The sequence below is a fragment of the Actinomycetospora sp. C-140 genome (assembly GCF_054796175.1).
In genome coordinates this window covers 66,658-92,702 of record NZ_JBTWNF010000004.1, presented here as the reverse complement: position 1 = coordinate 92,702, position 26,045 = coordinate 66,658, and the positions used below count along the sequence as shown (strand labels likewise).

24 protein-coding genes are annotated in these 26,045 nt (G+C 75.6%); 13 read left to right on the top strand and 11 right to left on the bottom strand.

The window, feature by feature from the left end:
- Window positions 1-8: 8 nt before the first annotated feature.
- A complete protein-coding gene (locus tag ACR9E3_RS08360; RefSeq protein ID WP_460379767.1) occupies window positions 9-1,481 on the bottom strand; it encodes a PP2C family protein-serine/threonine phosphatase in 1,473 nt (490 codons plus the stop codon).
- Window positions 1,482-1,580: 99 nt separating this feature from the next.
- Between ACR9E3_RS08360 and ACR9E3_RS08355 the strand changes: the two genes are divergently transcribed.
- From ACR9E3_RS08355 to ACR9E3_RS08345, 3 genes are all read left to right on the top strand, one after another.
- On the top strand, window positions 1,581-2,537 hold the full coding sequence (locus ACR9E3_RS08355; protein WP_460379766.1) for a zinc-binding dehydrogenase: 957 nt from the start codon (window positions 1,581-1,583) through the stop codon (window positions 2,535-2,537).
- Window positions 2,538-2,916: 379 nt separating this feature from the next.
- Window positions 2,917-5,235: an HNH endonuclease signature motif containing protein gene (locus ACR9E3_RS08350; RefSeq protein ID WP_460379765.1), complete on the top strand. Its 2,319-nt coding sequence runs from the start codon at window positions 2,917-2,919 to the stop codon at window positions 5,233-5,235.
- Between the two features lie 161 nt (window positions 5,236-5,396).
- Window positions 5,397-6,389 (top strand): EamA family transporter, encoded by a 993-nt coding sequence (locus ACR9E3_RS08345; RefSeq protein ID WP_460379764.1) that lies wholly within the window; start codon window positions 5,397-5,399, stop codon window positions 6,387-6,389.
- Here the strand turns inward: ACR9E3_RS08345 and ACR9E3_RS08340 are convergent.
- On the bottom strand, window positions 6,383-7,990 hold the full coding sequence (locus tag ACR9E3_RS08340; protein ID WP_460379763.1) for a thiamine pyrophosphate-binding protein: 1,608 nt from the start codon (window positions 7,988-7,990) through the stop codon (window positions 6,383-6,385). The two genes, ACR9E3_RS08345 and ACR9E3_RS08340, sit on opposite strands and share 7 nt — an antisense overlap.
- Window positions 7,987-8,763, bottom strand: coding sequence for a cyclase family protein (locus ACR9E3_RS08335; protein WP_460379762.1), 777 nt, complete (start codon window positions 8,761-8,763; stop codon window positions 7,987-7,989). The genes ACR9E3_RS08340 and ACR9E3_RS08335 overlap by 4 nt, the downstream gene beginning before the upstream one ends.
- Before the next feature lie 132 nt (window positions 8,764-8,895).
- Here ACR9E3_RS08335 and ACR9E3_RS08330 point away from each other — a divergent pair, with 132 nt between their 5' ends.
- Both ACR9E3_RS08330 and ACR9E3_RS08325 read left to right on the top strand, forming a co-directional pair.
- On the top strand, window positions 8,896-9,234 hold the full coding sequence (locus ACR9E3_RS08330; protein ID WP_460379761.1) for an ArsR/SmtB family transcription factor: 339 nt from the start codon (window positions 8,896-8,898) through the stop codon (window positions 9,232-9,234).
- Window positions 9,231-9,674: an SRPBCC family protein gene (locus tag ACR9E3_RS08325; RefSeq protein WP_460379760.1), complete on the top strand. Its 444-nt coding sequence runs from the start codon at window positions 9,231-9,233 to the stop codon at window positions 9,672-9,674. The genes ACR9E3_RS08330 and ACR9E3_RS08325 overlap by 4 nt, the downstream gene beginning before the upstream one ends.
- Window positions 9,675-9,677: 3 nt before the next feature.
- On the opposite strand, the gene ACR9E3_RS08320 is transcribed toward ACR9E3_RS08325, so the two are convergent.
- The 3 genes from ACR9E3_RS08320 to ACR9E3_RS08310 are packed head-to-tail and all read right to left on the bottom strand — an operon-like array spanning window position 9,678 to window position 11,736.
- Window positions 9,678-10,841: an MFS transporter gene (locus ACR9E3_RS08320; RefSeq protein WP_460379759.1), complete on the bottom strand. Its 1,164-nt coding sequence runs from the start codon at window positions 10,839-10,841 to the stop codon at window positions 9,678-9,680.
- Window positions 10,838-11,470 (bottom strand): GntR family transcriptional regulator, encoded by a 633-nt coding sequence (locus ACR9E3_RS08315; RefSeq protein ID WP_460379758.1) that lies wholly within the window; start codon window positions 11,468-11,470, stop codon window positions 10,838-10,840. Before ACR9E3_RS08315 ends, ACR9E3_RS08320 begins: the two co-directional genes overlap by 4 nt.
- A gap of 59 nt (window positions 11,471-11,529) precedes the next feature.
- Window positions 11,530-11,736 carry a hypothetical protein gene (locus tag ACR9E3_RS08310; protein WP_285655781.1) on the bottom strand — a complete coding sequence of 69 codons (207 nt, stop codon included), beginning with the start codon at window positions 11,734-11,736 and terminating at the stop codon, window positions 11,530-11,532.
- A gap of 377 nt (window positions 11,737-12,113) precedes the next feature.
- Here ACR9E3_RS08310 and ACR9E3_RS08305 point away from each other — a divergent pair, with 377 nt between their 5' ends.
- From ACR9E3_RS08305 to ACR9E3_RS08290, 4 genes are all read left to right on the top strand, one after another.
- Complete coding sequence (locus ACR9E3_RS08305; RefSeq protein ID WP_460379757.1) at window positions 12,114-13,220, top strand: AI-2E family transporter; 1,107 nt, start codon at window positions 12,114-12,116, stop codon at window positions 13,218-13,220.
- A complete protein-coding gene (locus ACR9E3_RS08300) occupies window positions 13,213-13,443 on the top strand; it encodes a LapA family protein (RefSeq protein WP_460379756.1) in 231 nt (76 codons plus the stop codon). The genes ACR9E3_RS08305 and ACR9E3_RS08300 overlap by 8 nt, the downstream gene beginning before the upstream one ends.
- A gap of 175 nt (window positions 13,444-13,618) precedes the next feature.
- Entirely contained in the window at window positions 13,619-16,219 is a 2,601-nt protein-coding gene (locus ACR9E3_RS08295; RefSeq protein ID WP_460379755.1) for a LuxR C-terminal-related transcriptional regulator, read from the top strand.
- A gap of 35 nt (window positions 16,220-16,254) precedes the next feature.
- Window positions 16,255-18,156: an alkyl/aryl-sulfatase gene (locus ACR9E3_RS08290; protein ID WP_460379754.1), complete on the top strand. Its 1,902-nt coding sequence runs from the start codon at window positions 16,255-16,257 to the stop codon at window positions 18,154-18,156.
- Between the two features lie 8 nt (window positions 18,157-18,164).
- Here the strand turns inward: ACR9E3_RS08290 and ACR9E3_RS08285 are convergent, their stop codons facing one another.
- The 3 genes from ACR9E3_RS08285 to ACR9E3_RS08275 form a co-directional block, all read right to left on the bottom strand.
- Complete coding sequence (locus tag ACR9E3_RS08285) at window positions 18,165-18,917, bottom strand: N-acyl homoserine lactonase family protein (RefSeq protein WP_460379753.1); 753 nt, start codon at window positions 18,915-18,917, stop codon at window positions 18,165-18,167.
- Window positions 18,914-20,260, bottom strand: a complete 1,347-nt coding sequence (locus ACR9E3_RS08280) for an MFS transporter (protein WP_460379752.1) — start codon at window positions 20,258-20,260, stop codon at window positions 18,914-18,916. The genes ACR9E3_RS08285 and ACR9E3_RS08280 overlap by 4 nt, the downstream gene beginning before the upstream one ends.
- 85 nt (window positions 20,261-20,345) lie before the next feature.
- Window positions 20,346-21,011, bottom strand: coding sequence for a TetR family transcriptional regulator (locus ACR9E3_RS08275; RefSeq protein WP_460379751.1), 666 nt, complete (start codon window positions 21,009-21,011; stop codon window positions 20,346-20,348).
- A gap of 78 nt (window positions 21,012-21,089) precedes the next feature.
- Here ACR9E3_RS08275 and ACR9E3_RS08270 point away from each other — a divergent pair, with 78 nt between their 5' ends.
- Window positions 21,090-22,040 carry a shikimate dehydrogenase gene (locus tag ACR9E3_RS08270; protein WP_460379750.1) on the top strand — a complete coding sequence of 317 codons (951 nt, stop codon included), beginning with the start codon at window positions 21,090-21,092 and terminating at the stop codon, window positions 22,038-22,040.
- Window positions 22,030-23,910 carry a TIM barrel protein gene (locus ACR9E3_RS08265; RefSeq protein WP_460379749.1) on the top strand — a complete coding sequence of 627 codons (1,881 nt, stop codon included), beginning with the start codon at window positions 22,030-22,032 and terminating at the stop codon, window positions 23,908-23,910. The genes ACR9E3_RS08270 and ACR9E3_RS08265 overlap by 11 nt, the downstream gene beginning before the upstream one ends.
- Here the strand turns inward: ACR9E3_RS08265 and ACR9E3_RS08260 are convergent.
- Together ACR9E3_RS08260 and ACR9E3_RS08255 are read right to left on the bottom strand one after the other, a co-directional pair.
- Entirely contained in the window at window positions 23,858-24,490 is a 633-nt protein-coding gene (locus ACR9E3_RS08260) for a trimeric intracellular cation channel family protein (protein WP_460379748.1), read from the bottom strand. The two genes, ACR9E3_RS08265 and ACR9E3_RS08260, sit on opposite strands and share 53 nt — an antisense overlap.
- Window positions 24,487-24,918, bottom strand: coding sequence for an Lrp/AsnC family transcriptional regulator (locus ACR9E3_RS08255; RefSeq protein WP_460379747.1), 432 nt, complete (start codon window positions 24,916-24,918; stop codon window positions 24,487-24,489). The genes ACR9E3_RS08260 and ACR9E3_RS08255 overlap by 4 nt, the downstream gene beginning before the upstream one ends.
- 80 nt (window positions 24,919-24,998) lie before the next feature.
- On the opposite strand from ACR9E3_RS08255, the gene ACR9E3_RS08250 reads away from it, so the two are divergent.
- A complete protein-coding gene (locus ACR9E3_RS08250) occupies window positions 24,999-25,691 on the top strand; it encodes an AzlC family ABC transporter permease (RefSeq protein ID WP_460379746.1) in 693 nt (230 codons plus the stop codon).
- Entirely contained in the window at window positions 25,684-26,013 is a 330-nt protein-coding gene (locus ACR9E3_RS08245) for a branched-chain amino acid transporter permease (protein ID WP_460379745.1), read from the top strand. The genes ACR9E3_RS08250 and ACR9E3_RS08245 overlap by 8 nt, the downstream gene beginning before the upstream one ends.
- Window positions 26,014-26,045: the final 32 nt, after the last annotated feature.

Below are 26,045 nucleotides of genomic sequence, written 5' to 3'. Positions count from 1 at the left end.
GCGGCCCGTCAGCGGCGTCCGGCGCGGACGACCAGCAGCGCGGTGTCGTCCAGCGCGGCGCCCGCGGCGTGGTCGTCGACGGCGGCGAGCACGGCGTCCGCGACCGCGTGCTCGTCGGCGTCCGGGGGAAGGCTCCGGAGGACCCCGAGGAGCCCGTCCAGCTCGAACTCGCGCCCGCCGGTGGGTCGGGCCTCGGTGACGCCGTCGGTGTAGAGCAGCAGCCGGTCGCCGACGTCCAGCGTCACGGGTTCGACGGCGATCCGCGGTTCGGGCCGGATGCCCAGCGCCCGCCCGCCGGCCTCGAGCACGTCGATCGTCCCGTCCTTCCGGTACACCACCGCCGGGGTGTGGCCGGCGCTCGCGAGGCGGACGTCGAGTCCGTCGTCCGCGGGCCGCGGGGTGATGCCGGCGTAGGCGACGGTGGCGAAGCTCGGGCGCTCGTCGAACCACACGTGCAGCACGCCGTGCAGCGCGGCGAGCACGGAGCCGGGGTCGTCGTCGGTGTGTCCCAGGGCGCGCACCGTGGACCGCGCGAGCGCGGTGGTCCGGGCGGCGTGGGGCCCCTTCCCGCACACGTCCCCGATGACCGCGCCCCAGCCGTCCGGGGTCGGGAAGAGGTCGTAGAAGTCGCCGAGCACGGACCCGCCCGTGCCGGGGCGGTACCGGGCCGCCACCTCGACGCCGGGGAAGGCCGGCAGCCGTGCCGGCAGCAGGCTCTGGCGCAGGGTCGCGGCGAGCTCCTCGGCCTCGGCCGCGTGCTGCTCGGCCAGCCCGGCCAGGCGCTGGGCCTCCGCGGCGAGCTGGTCCGACGTCGCGGCCTGGGCGCTCGCCGACCGGGCCCGGGCCTCGTAGTAGCGGGCAGCGGCGCCGGCCTGGCGGGCCTGGGCACCGGCCGCCTGGGCCTGCCGGCCCGCCTCGCGGGCGTCCTGGTCGGACCGCACCGCCTGCCGGACGGCGAGCGAGCGGTCGGCCCGGGAATCGGCCAGCGCCGTGCGCAGGGCGACCTCCCCGGTGGCGGCCTGGGCCAGGGTCGTCAGCACGTCGCGCTGGTGGCTCGACCACGGCCGCGCCCGGACGTCGAGCACACCGAGCACGCCGATCACCGTGCCGGCCGTGTCGCGGATCGGGCACCCGGCCCACGCCCGCACCGGGTCGGCGGCCGCGGTCGCGCCGTGCGGGGTCACGTCCGTCACGTCGTCGACCCAGACCGGATCGTCGGCGCGCAGCACCAGGCCGCACCGCGAACGCTCGGCCGGCGTCGACAGCTCGCCGGGATCGACCGTCGAGCCGGCCGTGTCGTGCACGCTGCGGCGGACGACGCGGTCGTCCTGGACCAGCCACACGGCGCCGGCCGGTGCGCCCGTCAGCGAGGTGGCGAGGCGGGCCAGCCGCTCGAAGGCGGCGTCGGCATCGGGCTCGAAGAGGCGCGCGGCGGAGGCCGACCGCGCTGGTGCCCGCGCCTCGTCCGCGTCGATCCCCATCCGTCGCACTCCTGACACGCTCAACGTCCGTCCGACTCCGTGTGATCCTCTGCCGGAGACACCCCGACCATTCTGCCCAGCGCCCGGGAGGAGAGCGACGTGCGAAGGATCCTGTGTCGGGCGTTCGGCGAGCCGCGCGGCCTCGAGGTCGTCGACGAGCCCGACCCGCTGCCGGCCACCGGCGAGGTCCTGATCGAGGTCGAGGCGATCGGGACCAGCTTCGTCGACGCGCTGATCGTCCGCGGCGGGTACCAGGTGCGGCCCGAGCTGCCGTTCACGCCTGGCTCGGCGGTGGTGGGACGGGTCGTCGACGGACCCGGTGTCGCAGCGGAAACGCGCGTGGCCGCGGTGATGATGGGCTTCGGGGCGTACGCCTCGCACCTCGTACTGCCCTCCGACGGGGTGGCGGTGGTGCCGGACGAGGTCCCGGGCGCCGTGGCCGCGACGGCGTTGGAGAGCTACAGCACGCTGCTCTTCGCGGTCGCCCACCGTGTTCCCGTGGCGCAGGGCGAGCGCGTCGTCGTCCTGGGCGCGGGCGGCGGCATCGGGCTCGCCGCCGTCGACGTCGCCCGCAGCCGGGGCGCGCACGTCGTCGCCGTCGCCTCCTCCGCCGAGAAGCAGGAGGCGGCGCTGGCCGCGGGCGCGGCGCACGCGATCGGCTACGACGACCTCAAGAACGCGATCCGGGAGCACACCGGCGGTGGCGCCGACCTCGTGATCGACCCGGTCGGCGGGGCGGCGGCCGAGTCCGCGCTGCGAGCGGTGCGGCCGTCGGGACGTTTCGCCGTCCTGGGCTTCGCGTCCGGGGAGATCCCGAAGCTGCCCGCGAACGTGGTGCTGATCGGCAACCGTTCCGTGGTCGGCGTCGACTGGGGCGACTGGGCCCGGACGTCCCCGGCCGCGGCGACGGCGTTGCTGGGCGAGGTGCTGGGCGGTGTCGCGCGCGGCGAGCTGAGGCCGCCGGCGCCCGCGGTGCGACCCCTCGAGGAGGCGGGCGACGTGCTGACCCTCTTCGGGGAGCGGGCGGTGACGGGCAAGGTGGCGCTGGTGCCGTGATCGCCGGCTCGTGATCGTCTGAGCGTTCAGGTCGGGGTGGTCGATCGGGGCGCCGACGGCGCGGGTCGTGATCGTCCGGGGGTGCTGACAGCGACGCCGTTCGCGGGCCCGATGTGATCGACGAGGACTGTCGGAGGTCTGGTCCAGCGTCGGGTTCGTGGATCTCGACCAGTGTGCTGACGCCGACGCGGCGGCCGCGTCCCCGCTGGCCGACGGCCCGGTTGAAGATCGACGAGGACTGTCAGGGGTCGGGTCTAACGTCGGGTTCGTGGATCTCGACCGGGGAGCTGACGGCGACGCCGCTGCCGCGTCGCCGCTGGTCGGGGGCCCGGTCCATGATCGTCCGGGGGTGTCGGGGGTCGGGTCTAGCGTCCCGGGTGTGAGCATCGACCAGGCCGGCACCCCCAGCGCGGGCGGTGGCGCGGGGACGCCGTCGTGGCTGCCGGTCGAGGGGCTCGAGGGAGTCGACCCGGCCGGGCTGGTCGGGGTCGAGGTGATCGACTACGTGCGGGAATGTCACCGGGCCCGCAACCGCGACACCGCCCGGTTCCTGACCGCGCTGCACGAGGCCGGGCGCACCGAGGCCGGCCGCCGCCAACGCCGCGCGGTGCTCGACGAGTTCTCCGGCGACGAGGCCGCCGCCGCGCTGGGCTGGTCCCGGGCCATGGCCAGCCGCTGGCTCGACCTCGCCGACGACCTGCTCGGCCGCCTCGGCGAGGTCCACACCGCCATGCGCGGCGGGGACCTCGACGAGTCCAAGGCCCGCGTGTTCTCCGACTGGACCCGGGATCTGGCCGACGACCACGCCCATCAGGTGTGCCACACCCTGCTGCCCGAAGCGCCCACCCCGCCGGTCGGGGCGCTGATCGAACGCATCCAGGACGTCGCGCACGCCCTCGACGCCGACTGGGCCGCCCGCCGCGAGACCAACGCGCTCAAGCGCGCCCGGCTGCTGGCCTCGCGCAACCCGTCGGGCACCGCGAACCTCTCGGGCTGTGACCTGCCGGTCGACCGGACCGCGATCTCGATGGCCCGCGCCGAGGCGCTGGCCGCCGAACTACGCCGCCGCGGAATCCGGGTCAAGATCGAGCAGTTGCGGGCCGAGGTGTACCTGGCCCAGCTCGACGGCACCGCCGCCGGCCTCGACGACGACACCCTGCTCGACCTGCTCGAACACACCCTGCGCCCACCCGACCCCGACACCGGGCCCGACGATGACGGCCCCGACAGCGACGGCGGCCCCGACAGCGACGGCGGCCCCGACGACGGAGGCCCCGACGACGGAGGCCCCGACGACGGGCCACGCGACGGCGGACCGGGCGGCGACGCACCCGACGACGAACCCGACGACGAGCCCGACGACGAGCCCGACGATGAGCCAGTGACCGAACCGGGGAACGAGGCCGAGGACACCGCCGACAACCCCGCCAACGCCGACCCGGCCGACCCGGCTGACCCGGCTGACCCGGCTGACCCGGCTGACCCGGCTGACCCGGCGAACGACGGGCCGCTCGACGGTGAACCCGCGACCGATGAGGGCGCCGGCGGCCACGGCGAGGACACCGGCCACGACGACATCGGCGACGAAGCCGACGACGGAGCCGACGACGGTCGGGGGGAGGGGCAGCTGCCGCCGACCAGCGGGGTCCGCACCGGCCTCGTGGAAATCCGGCTCCAGCTCAGCACCGCCCTCGGGCTCGACGACCGCCCCGCCCAGCTCCCCGGCTGGGGCACCCTGCTGCCCGCCACCGCCCGCACGATGCTGCAGCGCTACCACCACGGCGAATGGCGCATCGTGCTCACCGACCACACCGGCCGCCTCCAGCACGTCCTGCTCACCCGCCACCGACCCCGCACCCCCGACCCGCCCCCGGGATCATCGGGTCGATCATCGGGCCCCCGCCGCGACCACCGCCGGCGGCGGGGGCGCCGCGGGCGGCACGGCCCCGCCATCGTCGAGCTCCAGGTCCCGACGACACTGCTGGCCGCCCTCGACCCCGCCGACCACCCCCACTGGGCCCGGCTGCTCACCGACCTCCACACCCGCCTCGCCGACCTCAGCGGCCCCGACGCGCCACCGCCGGGCGCCCCCGACCAACACCTCACCCCCGAACAGGCCCGCCACCGCCGACCCAGCGCCGAGGTCCTGCGCTGGCTGCAGGTCCGCGACCGCTGCTGCGTGGCCCCGTCCTGCCGGCGCACCGCCCACGCCACCGACATCGACCACACCCTCGACCACGCCCTGGGCGGACCCACCCTCTCCCGCGCCCTGGGCTGCTGGTGCCGACACCACCACCGCGCCAAACACCACGGCGGCTGGCAGGTCACCCAACCCGAACCCGGCCGCTTCCTGATCACCACCCGCGCCGGAGCGACCTACGAAACCCACCCACCCCGGATCATCCGACCCCTCCCCCCGCCCCTGCCCACCCCGGCGCCTCGACCCCTGCCCGACCGCGAACTCGACCACCACACCCACGACGCCGACGACAGCGACGACCCGCCCGACGGCGAGCACGACAAAGCCGGCGACGAGCGCCGCCTCGAGGTCCGCGACCTCACCGGTCCCCGCCGACGCCGCAGCAGCACCGCGCCGACAATCCCGGCACCCCGCGGCCCCGGCACCCGCGACCTTCTACGCCGCGCGGCCACCACCCCGCCGCTCGTCCCCGGCCTCGACGACCCACCCCCCTTCTGATCTCCGCTCGGAACCCGCACCACCCCCGCTGACTGCGCGCTGGCCGCCCGCTGTCTCCTCGCCGCCCGCTGTCTCGTGAGCCGCGGCCTCCTGACCCGTCACGCCGTGACCGGACCACCGCTCCTTGCCCCGTCCCGCACCGACTGCTCTGATCACCGGACGTGGGCCTCCCCGGCACCGGAGCCGAGCCGCGATCAACACGCACGGCGCCCGGCCTCGCGATCGCGTTGCTGTCGGGGCTGGCGTTCGGGCTCGCCGGTCCGTTCGCGGCGTCGTTGCTGGCCACCGGGTGGTCACCGCTCGCGGTGGTCGTCGGACGTCTCGGCGGCGGCGCGCTGCTGCTCGCGGTGCCGCTGGTGGTCGTCGTGGCCCGCGGTTGGCGGCCCCGGGCCGGGCACCTCCGCGCCATCGCGATCTACGGGCTCGTGCCGCTCGCCGGGGCGCAGGTCTGCTACTTCAGCGCCGTCGGCCACCTCTCGGTCGGCGTCGCGCTCCTCATCGAGTACACCGCGCCGGTCCTGCTGCTCGGCTGGACGTGGGCCCGCACCCGCGCGCGCCCACGGCCGGCCACGCTGGTCGGCGCCGCCCTCGCGATCGCCGGCCTCGTGCTTGTGCTCGACGTCGCCCGGGGCGCCGCCGTGGACGTCGTCGGCGTGCTGTGGGGGCTGGGCGCCGCGGTGTGCCTCGCGGCGTACTTCCGGCTGTCCGCCGGCCCGGGCGACGGCGGCCCGCCGGCGATCGTCCTCACCGCAGGCGGCGCGCTCGTCGGCACGGTCGTCGTGCTGCTCGTCGGCGCCGTCGGGATCCTGCCGCTCGAGGCCACCACGACGCCGATCGACCTGGCCGGCGCGACCACGCCCTGGTGGGTCGGCGTCGCCCTCGTCGCGGCGCTGTCGACCGCGCTCGCCTACCTCACCGGCATCGCGGCCGTCGGACGCCTCGGGTCGCGCCTCGCGTCGTTCGTCGGTCTGAGTGAGGTGCTCTTCGCCGTGCTCGGCGCCTGGTGGCTCGTGGCCCAGCGACCCACGGCCACGCAGATCGTCGGCGGTGTGCTCGTCGTCGCCGCGATCGCGCTCATCCGCTGGGCGGAGCCACCCGAGCCACCCGAGACAGGGGAGCCGCCCGAGACCCCCGAGACCCGCACCGCTCAGTGACCCTTGAACGCCTCCGCCAGCCACCAGGACGGCCCGTCGGAGGTGACCTTGGCGTCGAGCAGGATGGGCCGGTCCCGGGGCCCGGACAGCCATGCGTCCAGGCCGGCCAGGTCGGCACGGGACCGGACGACCGCCCCGTCGCACCCGTACCCCCGCGCGATGGCCGCGAGGTCGGTGTCCGGGAACCGCACGGTGTCGTGGTCGGCGCCGGCGAAGTGGTGGAACTCCGCGCCGTAGCCGGCGTCGTCGTACACGATGACGACCATGCCGAGCCCGAGCCGCACCGCCGTCTCCAGCTCCGCGATCCCCATGAGGAACCCGCCGTCGCCGCACGCCGCGACCGCCAGCCGGTCCGGACGCGCCAGCGCCGCGCCGATGCCCGTCGCGAGCCCCAGCCCGATCGACTGGAAGCCCTGGGTGAAGCAGAACCCGGCCTCGTCGGGCACCTGCAGGTAGGCCGACGGGTAGCCCATGAAGTTGCCGGAGTCCACGGCCACCGTGCGCTCGACGGGCAGCAGTTCGTCGAGCGCGGCGGAGAGCAAGCGCGGATCGATCCGCTCGCCGGGCACCTCGTCGGGCACCGGATGCCGCGCGTCCCGCAGCGCCCGCCCGACCGACTCGCTCCGGTATCCCGCCGACTTCCCGACGACCTCGAGCACGTCCCGCGCCGTCGCCCCCACATCGCCCAGGACGCCGAGGGACACCGGACGCTGCGCGCCGAGGGCCTCCGGGGCGTCGTCGACCTGCGCGAGCACCGCGTTCGCGACGAGCTCCCCGTGCCGGGTGGTCCACATGGTCAGCGACGCGCCCCAGGCCACGACCACGTCGGCCTCCGCGATCAGCGAGGCCGCGAGCCGGCCCGAGAAGCCTCCGGAGATGCCCAGCGACCACGGCGACCCGGTGAAGAGCCCGTGGGCGACGGCACTGGTCGCGAGCAGCGCCCCGCAGCGGTCGGCCAGCGCCTCGAGCTCCCCCCGCGCACCCCGTGCCCCGCGTCCGGCGATGAACACCGGCCGCTGCGCCCCGTCGAGCAGCTGCGCGAGCGCCGCCACCGACGCCGGATCGGGGCGCGGCGCCGCCCAGGTCGTCCGCGACGGAGCAGCACCGGGCACGACCGGAGAGGCCTGGACGTCCAGTGGCAGGTTCAGCACCACAGTGCGGCGCTGGTCGCGGCAGATCCCGTACGCGCGCACGACGTCGGCCGCCGCCGACGCCGCCGTGTGCACCCGCTCGGGCACGGCACCCACCGCGCGGGCCAGCCCGTCCTGGTCGACCCGGAAGTTGGAGCGGACGGCCGCGCCGGCGGTCTCGGCGGCGAGCACCAGCAGCGGCGTCCGGGACTTCGCCGCCTCCGCGATCCCGGTCGTCGCGTTGGTCAGCCCGCAGCCCTGGTGCAGCGTGAGGACGCCGACCGAGCCGGACGTGCGCGCGTAGGCGTCGGCCATCGTCGCCGCGCCGCCCTCGTGCCGCGCGGCGGTGTAGGGCACCCCGGCCGAGCGCAGCGCGTTCGTCACGTGGAAGTTGCCGCTGCCGACGACCCCGAACGCGTGCCCGGCACCGAGCTCGGCGAGCAGCGCGCCGACCTGGGCGGCGACGGTCACGAGCCTTCCACCAGCGCCAGCACCCGGGCCGGCGACCCCGAGCCCCCGACGATCGGCAGCGGCGAGACCAGGAGCACCGCGCCCGTCGCCGGGAGGCGGCCGAGGTTGCGCAGGCTCGTCAGGCCCCACCGGTGCGCGCCCATGAGGTAGTGGTGGCAGGAGAACGGCGGGTCGAAGCCGCCCGCCGCGCCGGCGTCGGTGCCGACGGTCTCCACCCCGAACCCCGTCAGCGGCGACTCCTGGGCGATCCACCGGGCACACTCCGCCGACACCCCCGGCGTGTGCGGGCCGTCGGCGTCGGCGTTCACGAACTCCTCCTGCGTCCCGCCCCGCGCCTCCCAGCCCGTGCGGTAGAGGAGCCACCCGCCCGCGGGCAGCGGGCCGTGCTCGTCCTGCCACGCCTCGAGGTGGGCGACCTCGAGCAGGAAGTCGGGGTCCTTCTCGACCTCCGCGGTCTTGTCGATCACGGCGGCCGGGGCGACGAGCGTCGACATCGGCACCTGCGAGACGTCCGCGCCGTCGCGTCCGGTGACCCAGTGGTTCGGCGCGTCGAGGTGGGTGCCCGTGTGCTCGCCGGTGTGGATGTCGTTCCAGTACCAGGACGGCCCGCGGTCGTCGTAGCGCGAGAGCTCCTCGAGCCGGAACCGCGAGGTGTTCGCGAACGGCTCGGGCAGCTCGAGGATCGGCGTGGACTCCTGCAGCGGCGTGGTCAGGTCCACGACCTCGACGGCGCCGGAGCGCAGCGCATCGGCGAAGGCGGTGAGCACGGACATGGTCATCTCCTGGGACGGGCGCGACGGTCATCGGCAGCATCGCGCGCGCGACCGCTCGACACCATTGCCAGGACCCCCGACGAAGCGCTCAACTGACAGCGCAATGAACGACCTTGTTCAGTGCAGGGGCACATGGCCACCGACCAGCTCAGCTCCACCTTCGCCGCGCTCGCCGATCCCACCCGCCGCGAGATCCTCACGCTGCTGGCGCGGGGCGAGGCCACGGTCGGCGAGATCGCCGCGCAGTTCACGATCAGCCTGCCGGCGATCTCGCGGCACCTGCGCGTCCTCGCGAACGCCGGACTGATCTCCCGCAGCCGCGACGCGCAGTGGCGGCGCAACCGCCTGCAGGCCGAGCCGTTCGACGCCGCGATCAGCTGGATGCAGGAGCGGACCCGCACCTGGCACGACCGCCTGGACCGCCTCGACGCCCACCTGCACCGACCCGACGACCGAGGAGACCACCGATGAGCCGGCCGACCGACGGACACGTCCTCGTCACGCGGGTGTTCGACGCGCACCGCGAGCAGGTCTTCCGGGCCTGGACCGACCCCGACGAGCTCGCCGCCTGGTACGGCCCGGCCCACGTCGAGGTCCCTCGCGACCGCGTCCGGATCGACCTGCGCGTCGGCGGACGCTACGAGATCACGATGCTGACACCCGGCGGCGAGTTCACCGTCGGCTACGACATCGTCGAGCTCGTCGAGCCCGAGCTGCTGGTCCTGCGGTCGGACCCGATGCCCGCGATGGGCATGTCCGAGCCCAGCGTGCTGCGCGTCGAGCTCCACGACCACGGCCCGAAGACCCGGATGACCCTCAGCGACGGGCCCTACCCGGCTCCCGGCCGCGACGGCGCCGAGGCCGGCTGGACCGCCGCCCTGGCGAAGCTCGAGACCCGGGTCCGCTCCTGACGATCACCCCGGCGCCGGCAGGTGGCGCCGGGAGTGGCGCAGGACGACGGCCATGCCGATCAGGGCGCAGGCCATCAGGCCGGTGAGGAGCACGGCGTAGCTCGCGACAGCGCTCAGCACGGCGAGGATCGACGGCAGCAGGAAACCCGAGTACGCGAGCGCGTAGTAGATCCCGACGAGCGTCGGCAGCTCAACGGGCCGGGCGAGGCGCTGCAGCTCGAGCAGCCCGGACACCATCGCGATCCCGTACGCCGCACCGAGCACGAGCGCCGCGACCAGGGCGACCACCGGCGAACGGACCACGGCCACGACGACGCTCACCCCGAGCCCCACCGCCATCGTCGCCATCCCGACGACCACGGCGCGGGCGCTGGTGAGGCGGTCGAGGCGCTTGGCCAGCGGCTGGATCGCCGCCCCGACGGCGAGGGTGCACACCGTGAGCAGAGTCGAGTAGGCGAGGCCCCAGCGCCCGAGGTGGTCGCCGACGAGCTGGGGCATGACCGCGTAGGCGACCCCGGCCGCACCGAAGATCCACGGGGCCATCGGCGTCACGACACGCCGGAAGCGCGGGTGACGGTGGCCCTCCGACCCGGACGACGCCGGGGCACCGGTCCGCGTCTCGGGCAGGGACGCCACGACGGCGAGCACGGCCAGCGCGACACCGGCGTGCACCAGGTACGGGAGCACCGACGGGGCCGGTCCCCACTGCGCGAGGGCGCCCGCCACCCCCGCCCCGGCACCGAACCCGACCGTCAGCCACAGCGCGCCGCGCCGCGCACCGAGCGCTCGCGAGTCGCCGTGGCGCGCCGAGAGCTCCGTGACCCAGGTGGACCCGACGCCCATCGCCAGCGCGACGCCGAGCCCGGTGACGAGGCGGCCGGCGGCGATCCAGCCGGCCCCGAGGTCGCCCAGTGACAGCAGCAGGCTGGCGGCCAGCGACAGCACGACCCCGGTGATCATGACGGGCTTGCGCCCCCAGCGCCCCGACAGCCGGCCCGCGACCAGCAGCCCGGGCACCAGACCGACGACGTACGCGCCGAGCAGGGCGTCGACCGCGACCACCGACAGCCCCGCCTCGCGGTACATGACGAGCAGCGGCGTGAACTGGTTGCCGCCCCACCCGCAGACCAGCACGGCCGCGGCGGCGCGGCGTCCGGGGTGCGTCATCGCCGGTGGGTCCCGTCGAGGTGCGCGCGGAGGGCCTCGGCGAACCCGGCGCCGTCGCCCGCCGCGATCGCCTCGATCAGCCCCCGGTGCTGCGTGATCACGGCGGGCACGAGGTCGGGCGACGGGCCGAACGCGTGGATGCTCATGCGGCGCTGCCGATCGCCGAGCGTGGCGTAGAAGCGCGCGGTCAGGGCGTTGCGCCCGGCGTCGACGATCGCCCGGTGGAACTCCTCGTCGGCCTCGGCGAGCGCCGCGAGATCGGCGGCGCGGGCGTGCGCCTCCTGCCTCTCGACGACCGCCCGCAGCGCCGTCACGACCGGCGGCACCTGGTCGGGCCGGCGCAGCAGGCGGCGCACCGCCGCCGTCTCGATCGCCTCGCGGGCGTCGAGGACGTCCTCGGCCTCCCCCGGCGGTACCGGCGCGACGACCGCGCCGCGCTTGGGGATCAGGGTCAGCAGATCCTCGGCCTGCAGGCGCAGGAACGCCTCACGGACGGGCGTCCGGCTCACGCCGAGCCGGGTGGCGATGTCGCCCTCGCTGAACAGGTGCCCTCCGGGCAGCTCGCCGGAGAGCACGAGCTCCTTGGTCAGCTGGTAGGCGCGGTCGGCCGCGGGCTCGGCGGGAGGCACGCGGCCACCCTACGGCTTGGATTCAAGCTTGCATCTATGTACTCGATCACGGCGGGTCTCTACTCGGGGACCGTGCGCAGGGAGGTCACCTGGAGACCGAGGGCCTGGAGCCGGGCGAGGACACCGTGCAGGTGGGCGTCGTCGACGATCTCGCCGTACATGACGGTCTCGGCCGGGGCGTCCTGGACGGTGAACTCGGTGAAGTCCGCCGCGACGTCGTCGGACAGCAGTCCCGCGACGCGGACCTCGTAGCGGGCGGGGCTCATCGACGCTCTCCTCTCCGCGACCGGGCAGGAAGGCCCCGGTCACCCGGACGCCTTCCACCGTGGCCCCGCGCGCGGGGGCGGGCGTCATCCCTGACGGGTGAGCCCGGCGCCGCCCCGGTCACCATCCGCGCGCGCCCGCGCCGGACCGCGACGGCCGCGCGGCGCGACCGGCCCCGATCCGCCCGCCGCGTCCACCCGGCGACGGCCCGGGCCGCACGGCCGGGGACGGCGGCGGACGATCTCACCCGCCACGAATGAGGCCGTCAGTGACGGGGCCCGCCACGCTGAGCCGTCGATCGGTCCTGCCCCCGAGTCCGAGAGGCAGCGACATGACCCAGCCCGCCGGGACCGCAGGCGAACCACCCCGACCCCGCCGCATGCCCCTGACCGACTACGCCGCGATCACGGCGACGGTCCTGGTGGTGCTGCTCGCGGCCGGGGCGGCCTACGCCGCGCGGGGCGCGCTGCTGCTCGTGTTCGTCGGCTTCTTCCTGGCCGTCGGGATCGAGCCCGCGATCCGGGCCCTCGGCCGTCGCGGCGTCCGGCGCGGCCTGGCCCTCGTCCTCATCGTCCTGGGCCTGCTGCTCGTCGTCGCGGGCCTGGTCGCGGTGCTCGTCGTGCCCGCCTCACGCCAGCTCGGCCAGCTCGCCGACCAGCTGCCGACCGTGCTCTCCTCGCTCGCCGACCGCCTCGGCGGCCGGCAGAGCACCACCGGCCAGGCCCTGGCCGACCCGTCGACCCACCAGCAGCTGCAGGGTCTGCTCGGCGCGGCGGGCGACATCCTCGCGACCTCCGCCGCCGCGGTGTTCGGCCTGCTCGGCGCCCTGCTCGGCGGCGTCTTCGCGACGGTGACGGTGCTCGCCCTGCTCGTGTACTTCACCCTCGCGATGCCCCGGATCCGCGCGGGACTGGACCGGATGATCGGGCGCGACGACCGCATCGACACCGCCGACCAGGCGCTCGGACGCATCGGCGGCTACGTCTCGGGCCAGCTGACCGTCTCCGGCATCGCCGGGGTCGCGGCGTTCGTCTTCTTCCTGGTCGCCGGTACGCCCTACCCGGCGCTGCTCGGCCTCGTCGTCGCCGTGCTCGACGCGATCCCGCAGGTGGGCGCCGCGCTGGCGTCGCTGGCCGGCATCGGCGTCGGCCTGTCGGTGAGCGTCGGCCTGGCCGTCGCCACCCTGGTCTTCTTCTGCGTCTACCAGGCGCTGGAGAACTACCTCATCGCGCCGCGGGTCTTCTCCCAGGCCGTCGAGATCTCTCCGGCCGCGGCGTTCGTCGCGGTGTTGGTCGGCGGGTCGGTCGGCGGCCTGCTCGGCGCGATCACGGCGCTCCCCCTCACCGCGGCCGCCAAGGTCATCTTCCGGCAGGTGGGCGCCGAGCGGCGCCGCGCAGCCGGCATCACACCCCCGGCCGCCGCGCCCCCCGGCACGGCGCCGCCGAGCACAGATTCCGTCGGGACCTCGGAGGTCGACCATGGCTGAGAAGACGACAGGCCGGACCACGACCACGCCCTGGTGGCGCGCCGGGTGGGTGATCCCGGTGGTGCTGCTGGTCATCGCGGTGATCTTCGTGCTGGAGAACCGGGATCTGGTGAGCATCCGCCTCCTGCTCCCGCTGGTCGTGATGCCGCAGTGGGCGGCGCTGACGATCACGCTCGTCATCGGCGTGATCATCGGGCTGCTCGTCCGGCGGCGGCGCCGCTGAATCCCTCCGCGACGCGATGTGATCGTCTGCGTACGGTCGGTCCGTCGCGGGCGCGCGCCCGGAGCAGGCCCCTCCCTCACCCGGTGCATTGCGGCGTATGACCTGGTCAACGCCGCGTGACCGGCGTACAACTCTGGATCTCCGGACCCCTGGCACGAGGCACCGAGGGAGGGTCATGCCGCGCGCCAAGACCGCGGTGCCCCACGCCCCCGCGCAGCTCGTCGACCGCCCGGCCCTGCGCGAGGCCCTCGACGTGCGCGGGTCCGGCGGGCCGTCGCGTCCGGTGCTGCTGGTCAGCGCGCCGGCCGGGTACGGCAAGACGGCGACGGTCGCGAGCTGGGTCCGGGCGCGCCCGCACGTCGACACGGCCTGGGTCTCGCTCGACGCCGCCGACCGCGACGAGGTGACGTTCTGGACGTCCGTCGTGGCGGCCCTGGCGACGTGCCCCTCCGTGCCCGCCACGAGCCCGCTGCGCGAGCCGGTCGCCGAGACGGCCGACCCCGCCGCCGTGCGCGCCCGCGTCGTGGACGCGCTGGACGAGCTCACGGTGCCCCTGCGCCTCGTGCTCGACGACGTCCACGAGGTCCTCGGGAGCCCCACCCTCGACGGGCTCCGGGCGCTGGTGCGCCACCCGCTGCGCCGCCTCGCGCTGGTGCTGTGCAGCCGGGTCGACCCGCCGCTGGGCCTCGACCGCCTGCGCCTCGCGGAACGCCTGAACGAGATCCGGGCCGCGGACCTGCGGTTCAGCCCCGCCGAGACCGCGGCCCTGCTCGACCTCGAGCGCATCGAGCTGGCGCCCGACCGCATCGCGACCCTCGTCGAGCGGACCGAGGGCTGGCCCGCCGCGCTGCGCCTGGCGGCCCTCTCGCTGCGCAGCGCGCCCGACCCCGACGCCTTCGTCGCCGAGTTCGCCGGGGACGACCGGTCGGTGGCGGACTACCTCGTCGACGAGGTCCTCGCGCGCCTGTCCGGACGCGAGTACCGCGTGCTCGTGGCCACCAGCGTGCGGCGCGTCGTCGCCGTCGAGGAGGCCGTGGCCCTGACCGGTGACCCGGGCGCGGCGGACGTGCTCGCCGACCTCGCCGCGGGCAGCGGGATGCTGACACCGCTCGACCGCCACGGCGAGCACTTCCACATCCACGAGCTGCTGCGCTCGCACATCCTCACCCGGCTGCGGCGCCGCGACCCCGAGCACCTCGCCGCGCTGCACCACCGCGCCGCCGCGTGGTGCGAGGACCACGACGACCCCGCGGGGGCCCTGCGACACAGTGTCGACGCCGGCGACGAGCAGGCGACCGCGGCTCTCCTGCGCCGCCGGGCCGCCGACCTCCTCGCCCGGGGGGAGCTCGCGGCCCTGACCGGCGCCCTCGACCGGCGCCCGGCGGCCGGTGACGATCCGCCGCTCGCCCTGCTGCGGGCCGTCGTCGCCCTCGAGACGGGCCGGCTCGACGCCGCCGACGAGATCCTCGCGCACACGGACGCCCGCGGCGGGGACGCGGTGCTGCGGGACATCGCCGACGCCCGCCGGGCCGCGGCGCACGGCCGCCCCGGGGACGGCGCGGCCGCCGCGCACCGCGTCGACCCCGACGCGATCGCCGGGCCCGCGCTGCGCGGTCTGGCCCACGCCACCCGCGGCACCGCGTTCGCGACCGTCGATCCCGGGCGGGCCCGCCGGGAGGCGGCGCGGGCACTGGAGATCGCCGGCCGGCACGGCCTGCCCCATCTCGCGCTCCAGGCGGAGTCGGCACTCGGGATCGCCGGCGCCACCGAGGGCGACACGCTCGCGATGGTGCGCAGCGCGTCCGCCGTGGTCGAGCGCGCGACCCGTCACGGCTGGCCGGACAGCCCGTGGACGATCGCGGCCCTGGCCATCCTCGGCACCGCCGAGCTGCACCGGGGCCGGCCCGCGCGCGCCCGGGAGCACGCCATCCGCGCGCTGCACGGCGATCCCGCGCGCTTCCCCTCGCTGCACGCGCTCGTGACCACCGTCCTCGGGGCCGCCGAGTTCGACCTCGGCGACGCCCTGGGCGGGTGGCGCCGCATCCGGCACACCCGTATGACCGGCGACCCGGGCGCGCTCGACGACCACCAGGTCGCCGACGCCGCCCTCCACGAGCAGGAGGCGGCCTTCGCGCTCGGACGCGCGGCCGAGGCCCACGAGGCCGTCCGGGCCGTCGCGCACCGGCTCGCCGGGACCCCGGACCTCGCGTTCCTCGAGGCCCGGGCGGCCTGGGTCACCGCCCGGGACCCCGGTGCCCGGCGCCTGCTCGCCCCGGCCCTCGACGGCGAGCGGGCGCCCCTCGTGCTCACCGTCCTCGTCGAGGCTCCCCTGCTCGACGCCGAGATCGCCCTGGCCCGCGGGGAGCGGGCGACCGCCCGCCGACGGGTGCGCGCCGCCCTCGAGCGTGCCGACCGGTGCGGGGTGGTCCGCCCGCTCTACCACCTGACGCCGGCGGTACGGCTGTTCCTCGCCGAGCACGCGGGCTCGTTCGGCCGGGCCGACGCGCTCGTCGGGGACATGCTCGCCCTGCCCGCCGGCACGGCGCACCCGGAGCCCGCGGTCCTCACCGACCGCGAGCACGCCGTGCTGGAGATGCTGCCCACGCAGCGCTCGACCAGCGAGATCGCCGACGACCTCGCCGTCTCGGTGAACACCGTGAAGACCCACATCCGCGCCATCTACGCGAAGCTCCAGGTCGACAACCGCCGGCACGCCGTCACCCAGGCCCGGCGCCGCGGCCTGCTCGACGCCTCGGACGTCACCCAGGGCGGATGAGGCGTCGCCCTCGGCGACCGCCCGACGATGCGCGGATGACCGAGACGACCGTCGCCCGCGGGATCACCGCGGCGGCGCGCGAGGCCGAGGACCGCCTGCCGTTCGCCGACACCGCCGACCTCGAGGACGCGCGGCGGGGATTCGTCGCCGCCCGCCGGCCCGGCACCGTGCACGCCGAGGACGGCCGGGTGGTGTGGAACGCCGACGCCTGGGCCGACGTCCTCGCCGGCCCCCGCCCGGACACCGTGCACCCCAGCCTGTGGCGCCAGGCCCAGCTGGTGGCGCTTCACGGCCTCTACGAGGTCACCGACGGGATCTACCAGGTCCGCGGCATGGACCTGTCGAACATGACGATCGTCGAGGGCGACCGCGGCGTGATCGTCATCGACCCGCTGATCTCCACCGAGACCGCCGCGGACGGCCTGGCGCTCTACCGGGAGCACCGCGGCGACCGCCCGGTCACCGCCGTGATCTACACCCACAGCCACGTCGACCACTTCGGCGGCGTGCGCGGCGTCGTCTCCGGCGAGGACGTCGCCGCCGGGCGCGTCCCGGTCCTCGCGCCCGAGGGCTTCGTCCACCACGCGGTGGCGGAGAACGTCTACGCCGGCGCCGCGATGAGCCGGCGCGCCGCGTACATGTACGGCGCCGCGCTCCCCGTGGGTCCGGACGGGCAGATGGGCGCGGGCCTCGGCATGACCACGTCCACCGGGACGGTCACGCTCATCCCGCCCACGCGCGACGTCACGCACACCGGCCAGGAGGAGACGCTCGACGGCGTCCGGATCGTCTTCCAGGTGACGCCGGGGACCGAGGCGCCGGCGGAGATGAACTTCCACTTCCCTGACCGCGGCGCGCTGTGCATGGCCGAGAACGCCACACACACCCTGCACAACCTCCTGACGCTGCGCGGGGCCCTCGTCCGCGACCCGCACGTGTGGGCGCGCTACCTCACCGAGGCGATCGAGCTGTTCGCCGACGCCACCGACGTCGAGTTCGCCTCGCACCACTGGCCCACCTGGGGGCGCGAGCGCGTCGTCGCGCTGCTGTCCCAGCAGCGCGACCTCTACGCCTACCAGCACGACCAGACCCTGCGGCTGCTCAACCAGGGGTACGTCGGCGCCGAGATCGCCGAGATGCTCACGATGCCGCCGGGCCTCGAGGCCGCGTGGAACACCCACGGCTACTACGGCTCGATCAGCCACAACGTCAAGGCCGTCTACCAGCGCTACATGGGCTGGTTCGACGGCAACCCGGCCCACCTCTGGGGCCATCCGCCGGAGGCGGCCGGGCGCCGGTACGTCGAGGCGCTCGGCGGTCCGGACTCCGTGCTCGCCGCCGGGCGCCGCGCGTACGAGGGCGGCGACTTCCGCTGGGTCGCCGAGCTGGTGGGCCATCTCGTGTTCGCCGACCCCGGCAACACCGACGCCCGCGCGCTGCAGGCGGACGCCCTGGAACAGCTGGGCTTCGGCGCCGAGAACGGTCCGTGGCGCAACTTCTTCCTCACCGGCGCCACGGAGCTGCGCGGGGATGTCCTCGGGACGCCGACGACCACCGCCAGCCCGGACCTCCTGGCCCAGCTGAGCCTCGACCAGCTCTTCGACTCCGTCGCCATCCAGGTCGACGGCCCGCGCGCCGCCGAGCTGCGTCTCGGCGTCGACTGGACGGTCACGGGCGACGACGGCGCCGCGGAGCAGCACTGGACGCGGCTGCGCCACGGCGTGCTCGTGCACGGCGCGGGGACGGGGCGCGACGAGGCCGACGCGCGGGTCCGGATCGGGCGCACGGCCCTGCTCGGGCTGGTCGGCGGACGCTCGGGGCCGGAGGCGCTCGAGGCGTCGGGCGACCTGGTCGTCGACGGTGCCCGCGACGCCCTCCCGCGCCTGCTCGGCGTCCTCGACCCGCCCGATCCGGGCTTCGCGATCGTCACGCCCTGACCGCGGGGTCAGGCCAGGCGGACGACCGTGTTCCCGTCGGCGACGGCGGGGTCGTGACCGGGCACGACGAGCCCGTCGGGGCCCGCGAGCTCGCGGAGCCGGTCGAACGCCGCGTGCACGTCCGGGACCGAGTGCAGGATCGGCGGCGGGTGGTCGGCGTCGAGGTTCTCGTGGAAGTGGGCGGCGTCGGAGGCGAGGACGACGGGGCCGGTCGCCGTGCGCACGCGCACCACCTGCATGCCGGCGGTGTGCCCGCCGACGTGGTGCACCTCCAGGCCCGGCACGACCTCGACCGACCCGTCGACGAGGTCGAGCCGGTCGCGCGCCGCACCGGTGAGGTGCTCCACGTCCGCGCGGGACACCAGCCACTGCTCGCGCCGGATGCGGGCGGCGACCGGGCCGGTCCAGTACGCCAGCTCCGCGCGCTGCACCACGAACCGCGCGGCGGGGAACGCGGCGACGGTGCCGGTGTGGTCGTAGTGCAGGTGGGTCAGGACGACGTGGTCGACCCGCACCGGGTCGACGCCGAGCGCCGCGAGCCCGTCGAGCGCCGAGCCGTGGAACTCCAGGCCGTCGATCGGCGCGGGCCGGGTCGGGTCGATGCCGGCGTCGACGAGGACGGTGTGCTCGCCGTCGGTCGCGAGCCAGACGGAGTAGGCGGTCGGGTGCGGCTCGTGCGAGCGCGCGTCGTGGCCGAGGAAGTGCTGGCCGCGGACCCCGGGCCGGCTCGCGAACCGGATCGCGTGGACGGCGAAGGTCACGCGGACGAGCCCGCGGGCGCCTCCGCGTGCGGCCGCGGCACCGGGCGCAGGCCGAGGTCCTCGGTCGGCGTGCGGTAGTAGTCGCGCCCGGTGGCGACGGCGACGATGTTGAGCAGGCACACCGCGGCGACGAAGCCCGCCACGGCCGGCCAGTTGCCGCCGTCCTCGCCCGCGAGCGCCGCGGCGATCGAGGGCGCGAACCCGGCGACGGCGAAGCCGATCTGCGTGCCGATGGCGACGCCGGACAGGCGCACGCGCGCGGGGAACATCTCGCCGTAGAAGGCGGGCCACACGCCGCCGGTGGCGCTGTTGCCCAGCCCGAAGACGAGGATGCCGAAGACGAAGATCCAGACGTAGCTGCCGGCCGAGATCGCGTAGAGGTAGCCGACCATCGTCACGGCCATCCCGATCGAGCCCGCGAGGAAGACGGGCTTGCGGCCGATGCGGTCGCCCAGCATGCCGAAGGCCGGGATGACGACGATCGCGACCAGATTGGCGACGACGCCGACCCACAGCATCGCGGTGCGCGAGAGCCCGACGTCGTTCACGGCGTAGGACAGCGCGTAGACGGTGAAGATCGTGCTGACGGTCGCGATGGTGGCCGCGCAGACCACGCGGACCACCGACCCCAGGTGCTCGCGCAGCAGCACCGCGACGGGCGCGCGGGCCGTCTCGCCGCGCTGCTCCTGCTCGGTGAACACCGGCGTCTCGTCGAGGGTGCGGCGGATGAGCAGCCCCGCGACCACGACGACGGCGCTGAGCCAGAACGGCAGGCGCCAGCCCCAGCTCAGCAGATCCTCCGTGGGCAGCGCCGCGACCGGCAGGAAGATCGCCGTCGCCAGGACCTGCCCGAACTGGGTGCCCCCGAGGGTCCAGCTGGTGAAGTAGGCCCGCCGGTGCGGCGGGGCGTGCTCCAGGCTCGTCGACGAGGCCCCGGCCTGCTCACCGCCCGCGGAGAACCCCTGCAGCAGCCGCAGGGAGACGAGGATGATCGGCGCGGCGACGCCGATCGAGGCGTAGGTGGGCAGGCAGCCGACCGCGAACGTCGCGACACCCATGAGCAGCACGGTCGCGACCAGGATCCGCTTGCGCCCGAACCGGTCGCCGAGGTGGCCGAGCACGAACGCCCCGACCGGCCGCGCGAGGTAGCCCGCGCCGAACGTGGCGAGCGCGAGCAGCGTGCCCGTCGCCGGCTCGGAGCCGGGGAAGAACAGCTTGTTGAACACCAGCGCGGCGGCCGTGCCGTAGATGAAGAAGTCGTAGTACTCGAGCGCGCTGCCGATCCACGCCGCGAGGGCGGCCTTGCGGGGCTGGGCAGGAGGTGCTGCCTGCGGTGCGGTCACGGGCACTCCCTCGGCACGGCTATGTACCAACTAGTTACGTACCGGATGGTGAGTTGACGCGCACCGCCGTGTCAAGCGACCCCGGTCAGGTTCGGCCGACGTGCGCCGTCAGGTACTCCACGACGAGGTCGCCCACCATGCGCCGGTAGTGCTCCCGCCGCGCGGGGTCGAGCAGGTCGCGGTCGAAGACGGCGGAGAACGTGTGGCGGTTGGCGAGCCGGAAGATGCAGAACGCGCTGATCACCATGTGCACGTCGAGGGCGTCGACGTCGGTGCGGAACAGCCCGGACACCCGCCCCCGCTCGAGGATCCCGCCGAGTACGTCGACGGCCGGGGCCGCGAGCCCGGCCAGGGCCTCGGACTCGCGCAGGTGCTCAGCACGGTGGATGTTCTCGATGGCCACGAGCCGCACGAAGTCGGGGTGCGACTCGTGGTGGTCGAAGGTCAGCTCGGCGAGGGCGCGCAGGGCCCGGGCCGGGTCGAGGTGGTCGACCGCCAGCTCGGACTCGAGCGCCCGGATGCCGGCGTAGGCGTGCTCGAGCACCGCCAGGTAGAGCCCGCGCTTGCTGCCGAAGTAGTAGTAGATCATCCGCTTGGTGGTGCGGGTGCGGTCGGCGATCTCGTCGACGCGGGCCCCGGAGAACCCGTGGTCGGCGAACTCCGTGGTGGCGACGGCGAGCAGGTCGGCGCGGGTGCGCGCGGCGTCGCGCCGGCGCTCGACCACGTCCCCGGCGCTGTCCTCTCCGGTCACCGGACCGACCCTAGGCTGCTCCGAGGCGGTGGATCGCACCCGTCGACTATGAACCAACTAGTACGTACGCTGCGACCCGTGGCATCAGTCGTCGACGCGCGCCCCGTCCGCACCGGGCTGATCGGCGCCGGCATCGGACCGTCGCTGTCCCCGGCGCTGCACGAGCGCGAGGCCCGCGCCCTCGGGCTGTCGTACCGCTACACGCGCTTCGACCTCGACGCGCTGGGCGCCGCGCCCGCCGACGTCGGCGCCGTGCTCGCCCGGGCCCGTGCGGCGGGCCTGCGCGGGGTCAACGTCACGCACCCGGTCAAGCAGCATGTCCTGCACCACCTCGACGCGCTCTCCGCGGACGCCGCGGCGATCGGCGCGGTCAACACCGTGGTGTTCGACGGCGGGCGCGCCGTCGGGCACAACACGGACTGGTCGGGGTTCGCCGCGGCGCTCGAGTCCGGGCTGCCCGGCGCCGCCCGCGGCGACGTCGCGCTGCTCGGCGCCGGCGGGGCGGGCGCGGCCGCGGCGCACGCCCTCCTGACCGCCGGCACCGGCGTCGTCCACGTCCTCGACGTCGACGACGACCGCGCCCGCGCCCTGGCCGCCCGCCTCGCCGCGACCTTTGGCGCCGGACGCGCCACCGCCGTGCCGGTCGACGCGATCGGCGACGTGCTGACCCGCGCGGACGGCCTCGTGCACGCCACCCCGACCGGGATGGCCGAGCACCCCGGCCTGCCCGTCCCCGCGGCGGTGCTGCACCCCCGGCTGTGGGTCGCCGAGATCGTCTACCGGCCGCTGCACACCGAGCTGCTCCGGGTGGCGTCCGGCGTCGGCGCCCGGACCCTCGACGGGGGCCTCATGGCCGTCCACCAGGCCGCGGACGCCCTGCACCTGTTCACCGGGCGGCGCCCGGACACCGCCCGGATGCGACGTCACCTCGCCGAGCTGGTCGCTGACACGGCGCCCACCACCGAGCCCGCCACCGAGTTCACCACCGAGTCCACCACCGCACCCCGGGAGGACCCCCGTGCCGGCTGACCCCCGCACCGCCGTCGCGACCGTCTGCCTCTCCGGCGCCCTCGACGACAAGCTGGCCGCCGCCGCGGCCGCGGGCTTCGACGGCGTCGAGATCTTCGAGCCCGACCTCGTGGCCTCGCCGATGTCGCCCGGCGAGGTGCGGCTGCGCTGCGCGGACCTCGGCCTGTCGATCGACCTCTACCAGCCCTTCCGCGACCTCGACTCCACCGACGAGGCCCGCCTCGCCGCGAACCACCGCCGCGCCGAGCACAAGTTCGAGGTCATGCGCGCCCTCGGCACCGACACGGTGCTGGTGTGCTCCTCGGTCGGCGCGGACGCCGTCGCCGACCCCGACCGGCTGGCCGCCCAGCTCCACGGGCTGGCCGACCGGGCCGCCGAGCAGGGGCTGCGGCTGGCCTACGAGGCCCTCGCCTGGGGCCGGCACGTCAACACCTGGGACGCGTCGTGGGACGTGGTCCGGCGCGCCGACCACCCGGCGCTCGGGCTCTGCCTCGACAGCTTCCACGTGCTCTCCCGCACGACCGAGGTCGACGGGATCGCGGACGTCCCCGGCGAGAAGATATTCTTCCTGCAGCTCGCCGACGCCCCGGTGCTCGCGATGGACGTCCTGCAGTGGAGCCGCCACCACCGGCTCTTCCCCGGTCAGGGCGGCTTCGACCTGCCGCGCTTCCTCGCCGCCGTGCTGCGCGCGGGCTACCGCGGCCCGCTCTCGCTCGAGGTGTTCAACGACGTCTTCCGCCAGGCCGACCCCGTGCGCACCGCCGCCGACGCGCACCGGTCGCTGCTCGCCCTCGCCGAGGCCACCGCCGCCCGGGGCGCGGGCACCGACCCCGTCGGCGGGCCGGCACCGGCGGTGGAGGGCACGGCGTTCGTCGAGATCGCCACGAGCGGGGCCGAGCCCGCCCTCGACGACACGCTCGCCGCCCTCGGCTTCGCCCGCACCGGGCACCACCGCACCAAGCCCGTCGACCGGTGGGAGCAGGGCGGTGCCCGCGTCCTCGTCAACCGCTCCGGGGAACGGGCGACCGCCGTCGGCGCGCTCGCGGTCGAGTCCGCCGACCCGTCCGCCGCCGCCCGCCGCGCGGCCCGTCTCGGGGCGCCGCCGCTGCCCCGCTCGCGCGGGCCCGCCGAGGCCGACCTCCCTGCGGTCACGGCTCCGGACGGCACGGCGCTGTTCTTCTGCCGGCCCGGGGTCGACGCCGACTGGGCGGGCGACTTCCGCGCGACCGGGGAGACCGCGGCGGGCATCGGCGTGCGCGGGATCGACCACGTCGGGCTCGCCCAGCCCTTCGACCACTTCGACGAGGCGACGCTGTTCTACCGCGCGGTCCTCGGGCTGACGCCCGGGAGCGCGGGCGAGTTCGCGGCCCCCTTCGGCCTCGTCCGCAGCCGCGCCCTCGCCGACCCGGCCCGTCGCGTCCGGCTGGCGCTGACCGTGTCGCTGCTGCGTCGCGGCGAGTGGGCGCCCGGCGTCCCCGAGCCGCAGTACGTGGCGCTCGCCGTCGACGACGTCGTCGCCGCGGCCCGCGCCGCGCGCGCCGCCGGGGCGCCCCTGCTCGCGATGCCGGACAACTACTACGACGACCTCGCCGCCCGCGTCGAGCTGCCGTCCGACCGGCTCGCGGCCTACCGGGAGCTCGGCGTCCTGCACGACCAGGGCCCCGACGGCGCCTATCTGCAGGTGTGCACCGAGGTCCTCGCCGGGCGCGTCTTCCTCGCCCTCGTCCAGCGCCTCGGCGACGACGACGGGTACGGCTGGGCCGACGCGCCGGTGCGCATGAGCGCCCACCGCCGCCAGCGCCTGGCTCGCCGAGCGCTCACACCGGTCTCGCCGACCCCGCCGTCCCACCCGGCGGCCGCGGCGCGTTGAGGTGCAGGCCCACGCCGAGCATGCGCAGGCCGAAGCAGGCGCCGGCGGCCAGCAGGGCGACGAGCAGTCCCGTGAGCTCCAGCCGCGCGGCGACGGCCACGATCCCGGCGCCGACGAGCGCCGGGATCGCGTACAGCTCGCTCGACAGCACGGTCGGCACGCGGCGGACGAGCACGTCGCGCAGCGTCCCGCCCCCGACCGCGGTGATCGCGCCCAGCAGGATCGCCTGCCCGAGCCCGGCGCCGAGGTCGAGCGCGCGGGTGGTCCCGGTGACGGCGAAGAGGCTCAGCCCGAGGGCGTCGAAGACGGTGACCGCGAGGGCGACCCGCTCGAGCTGGCGGCTCAGCGCGAAGGCCACCAGCCCGCCGACCGCGGCGACGACGAGGTAGCGCCAGTCGCTGAAGGTGGCCGGCGGCAGGGCCCCGAGCAGGACGTCGCGCAGGATCCCGCCGCCCAGCGCGGTGATCATGGCGAGGGTCACGACGCCGACGATGTCCAGCCGCGCCGCCCGCACCGCCGTCATGGCGCCGTTCAGCGCGAACGCGAACGTGCCCGCGAGGTCGAGGACGAGCGCGGTCACTTGATCTTCCGCATCGGCAGGTGCGAGTCGATCTTCGCCAGGCCCGTCGCGCGGCTGAGCCGGTCGACGACGAAGGCCTCGTACGCCTCGAGGTCCCGCGTCGCGACGCGCATGACGTAGTCGGGGAGGCCGAACATGCGCCAGAGCTCGACGACCTCCTCGAACGCCGACACCTGGTCCTCGAACGCGAGGAAGGCGTCGCGGTCCTTGGCCACCAGGTCGACGTTGACCAGGACCTCGAAGCCCCGGCCGTCCAGCGCGGGGTCGATCACGGCGCGGTACCCGGTGATCACCCCGTCCTCCTCGAGCCGCCGGACCCGCCGCAGGCACGGCGCCGGCGTGAGCCCGACGCGTTCGGCCAGGTCGACGTTCGACTGGCGCGCGTCGATCCGCAGGGCGGCGATGATTGCGCGATCGATGGCGTCCACGCACGGATGGTGCCATTCGAGCCGTGCAAGCAGAAGGATTCGCCATCGGATGGCGCCGTGATCGCCCTAGCATTGCTCCCGTGCTCACCACGGGACGGCTCCACGACCTCCGCGCCGCCGCCGGCGACGTCGCCGGGGTCGGTGCGGGCATGTTCCTGCTCGGCACGAGCTTCGGGCTGGTGGTGGTCGGCTCCGGGCTCGCCTGGTGGTGGGCGCCGGTCTTCAGCGCCGTCGTCTACGCGGGGTCCCTGGAGTTCCTGCTGGTCGCCCTCGCCGTCGCGGGCACGCCGCTGGCCGCCGTCGCCCTCACGACACTGCTGGTCAACGGGCGGCACGTGTTCTACGGCCTGTCGTTCCCCCTGCACCGCGTCCGGGGCCGGCTCGGCCGCGCGTACGCGGTGTTCGCGCTCATCGACGAGGCCTACGCGCTGACCACCGCCCGGCCCGCCGAGGCGTTCTCGAGCGCGCGGATCCTGTGGTCGCAGGCGCTGATGCAGGTGTCGTGGGTGAGCGGCGGGGTCGTCGGGGCACTGGCCGGGCACCGCTTCGCGCTGCACGTGCCCGCGCTCGCGTTCCTGTTCACCGCGCTCTTCGTGGTTCTGGCCACGGAGGCCACCGTGTCCGGGCGCGAGGCCGCGGGTCCGCTGCTCGCCGTCGCCTGCGCGCTGGTCGCCCGCCTCGTCGCCCCCGGCGAGATGCTGCTCGTGGCGATGGCGCTGTTCGTCGCGGTGCTGCTGGTGCGCTACCGGGTGAGCGAGGTGCGCCGTGCCTAGCACCGGCTACCTGATCGCGGTCGTCGCGGTCGCCGCCACGATCACCCTCGCCCTGCGCGCGGCCCCGTTCGCGGTGCTCGCCCGTCTGCGCTCCTCGCGGCTCGTGGCCCACCTGGGCCGCCACCTGCCCGCCGGGGTGATGCTGATCCTCGTCGTCTACCTGCTGCGCGACCTGCCCGTCGACCGCCCGCTGCTCGTCGTCCGCGAGCTCGTCCCGGTCGCCGTCACCGTCGCCGTGCACCTGTGGCGCCGCCAGGCCCTGCTCAGCATGGCCGCGGGCACCGTCACGTACGCGATCGCGCTCACCCTGGTCCCCGGCTGAGGTGCGGCGCGCCGCGACGAGGAGGATGATGG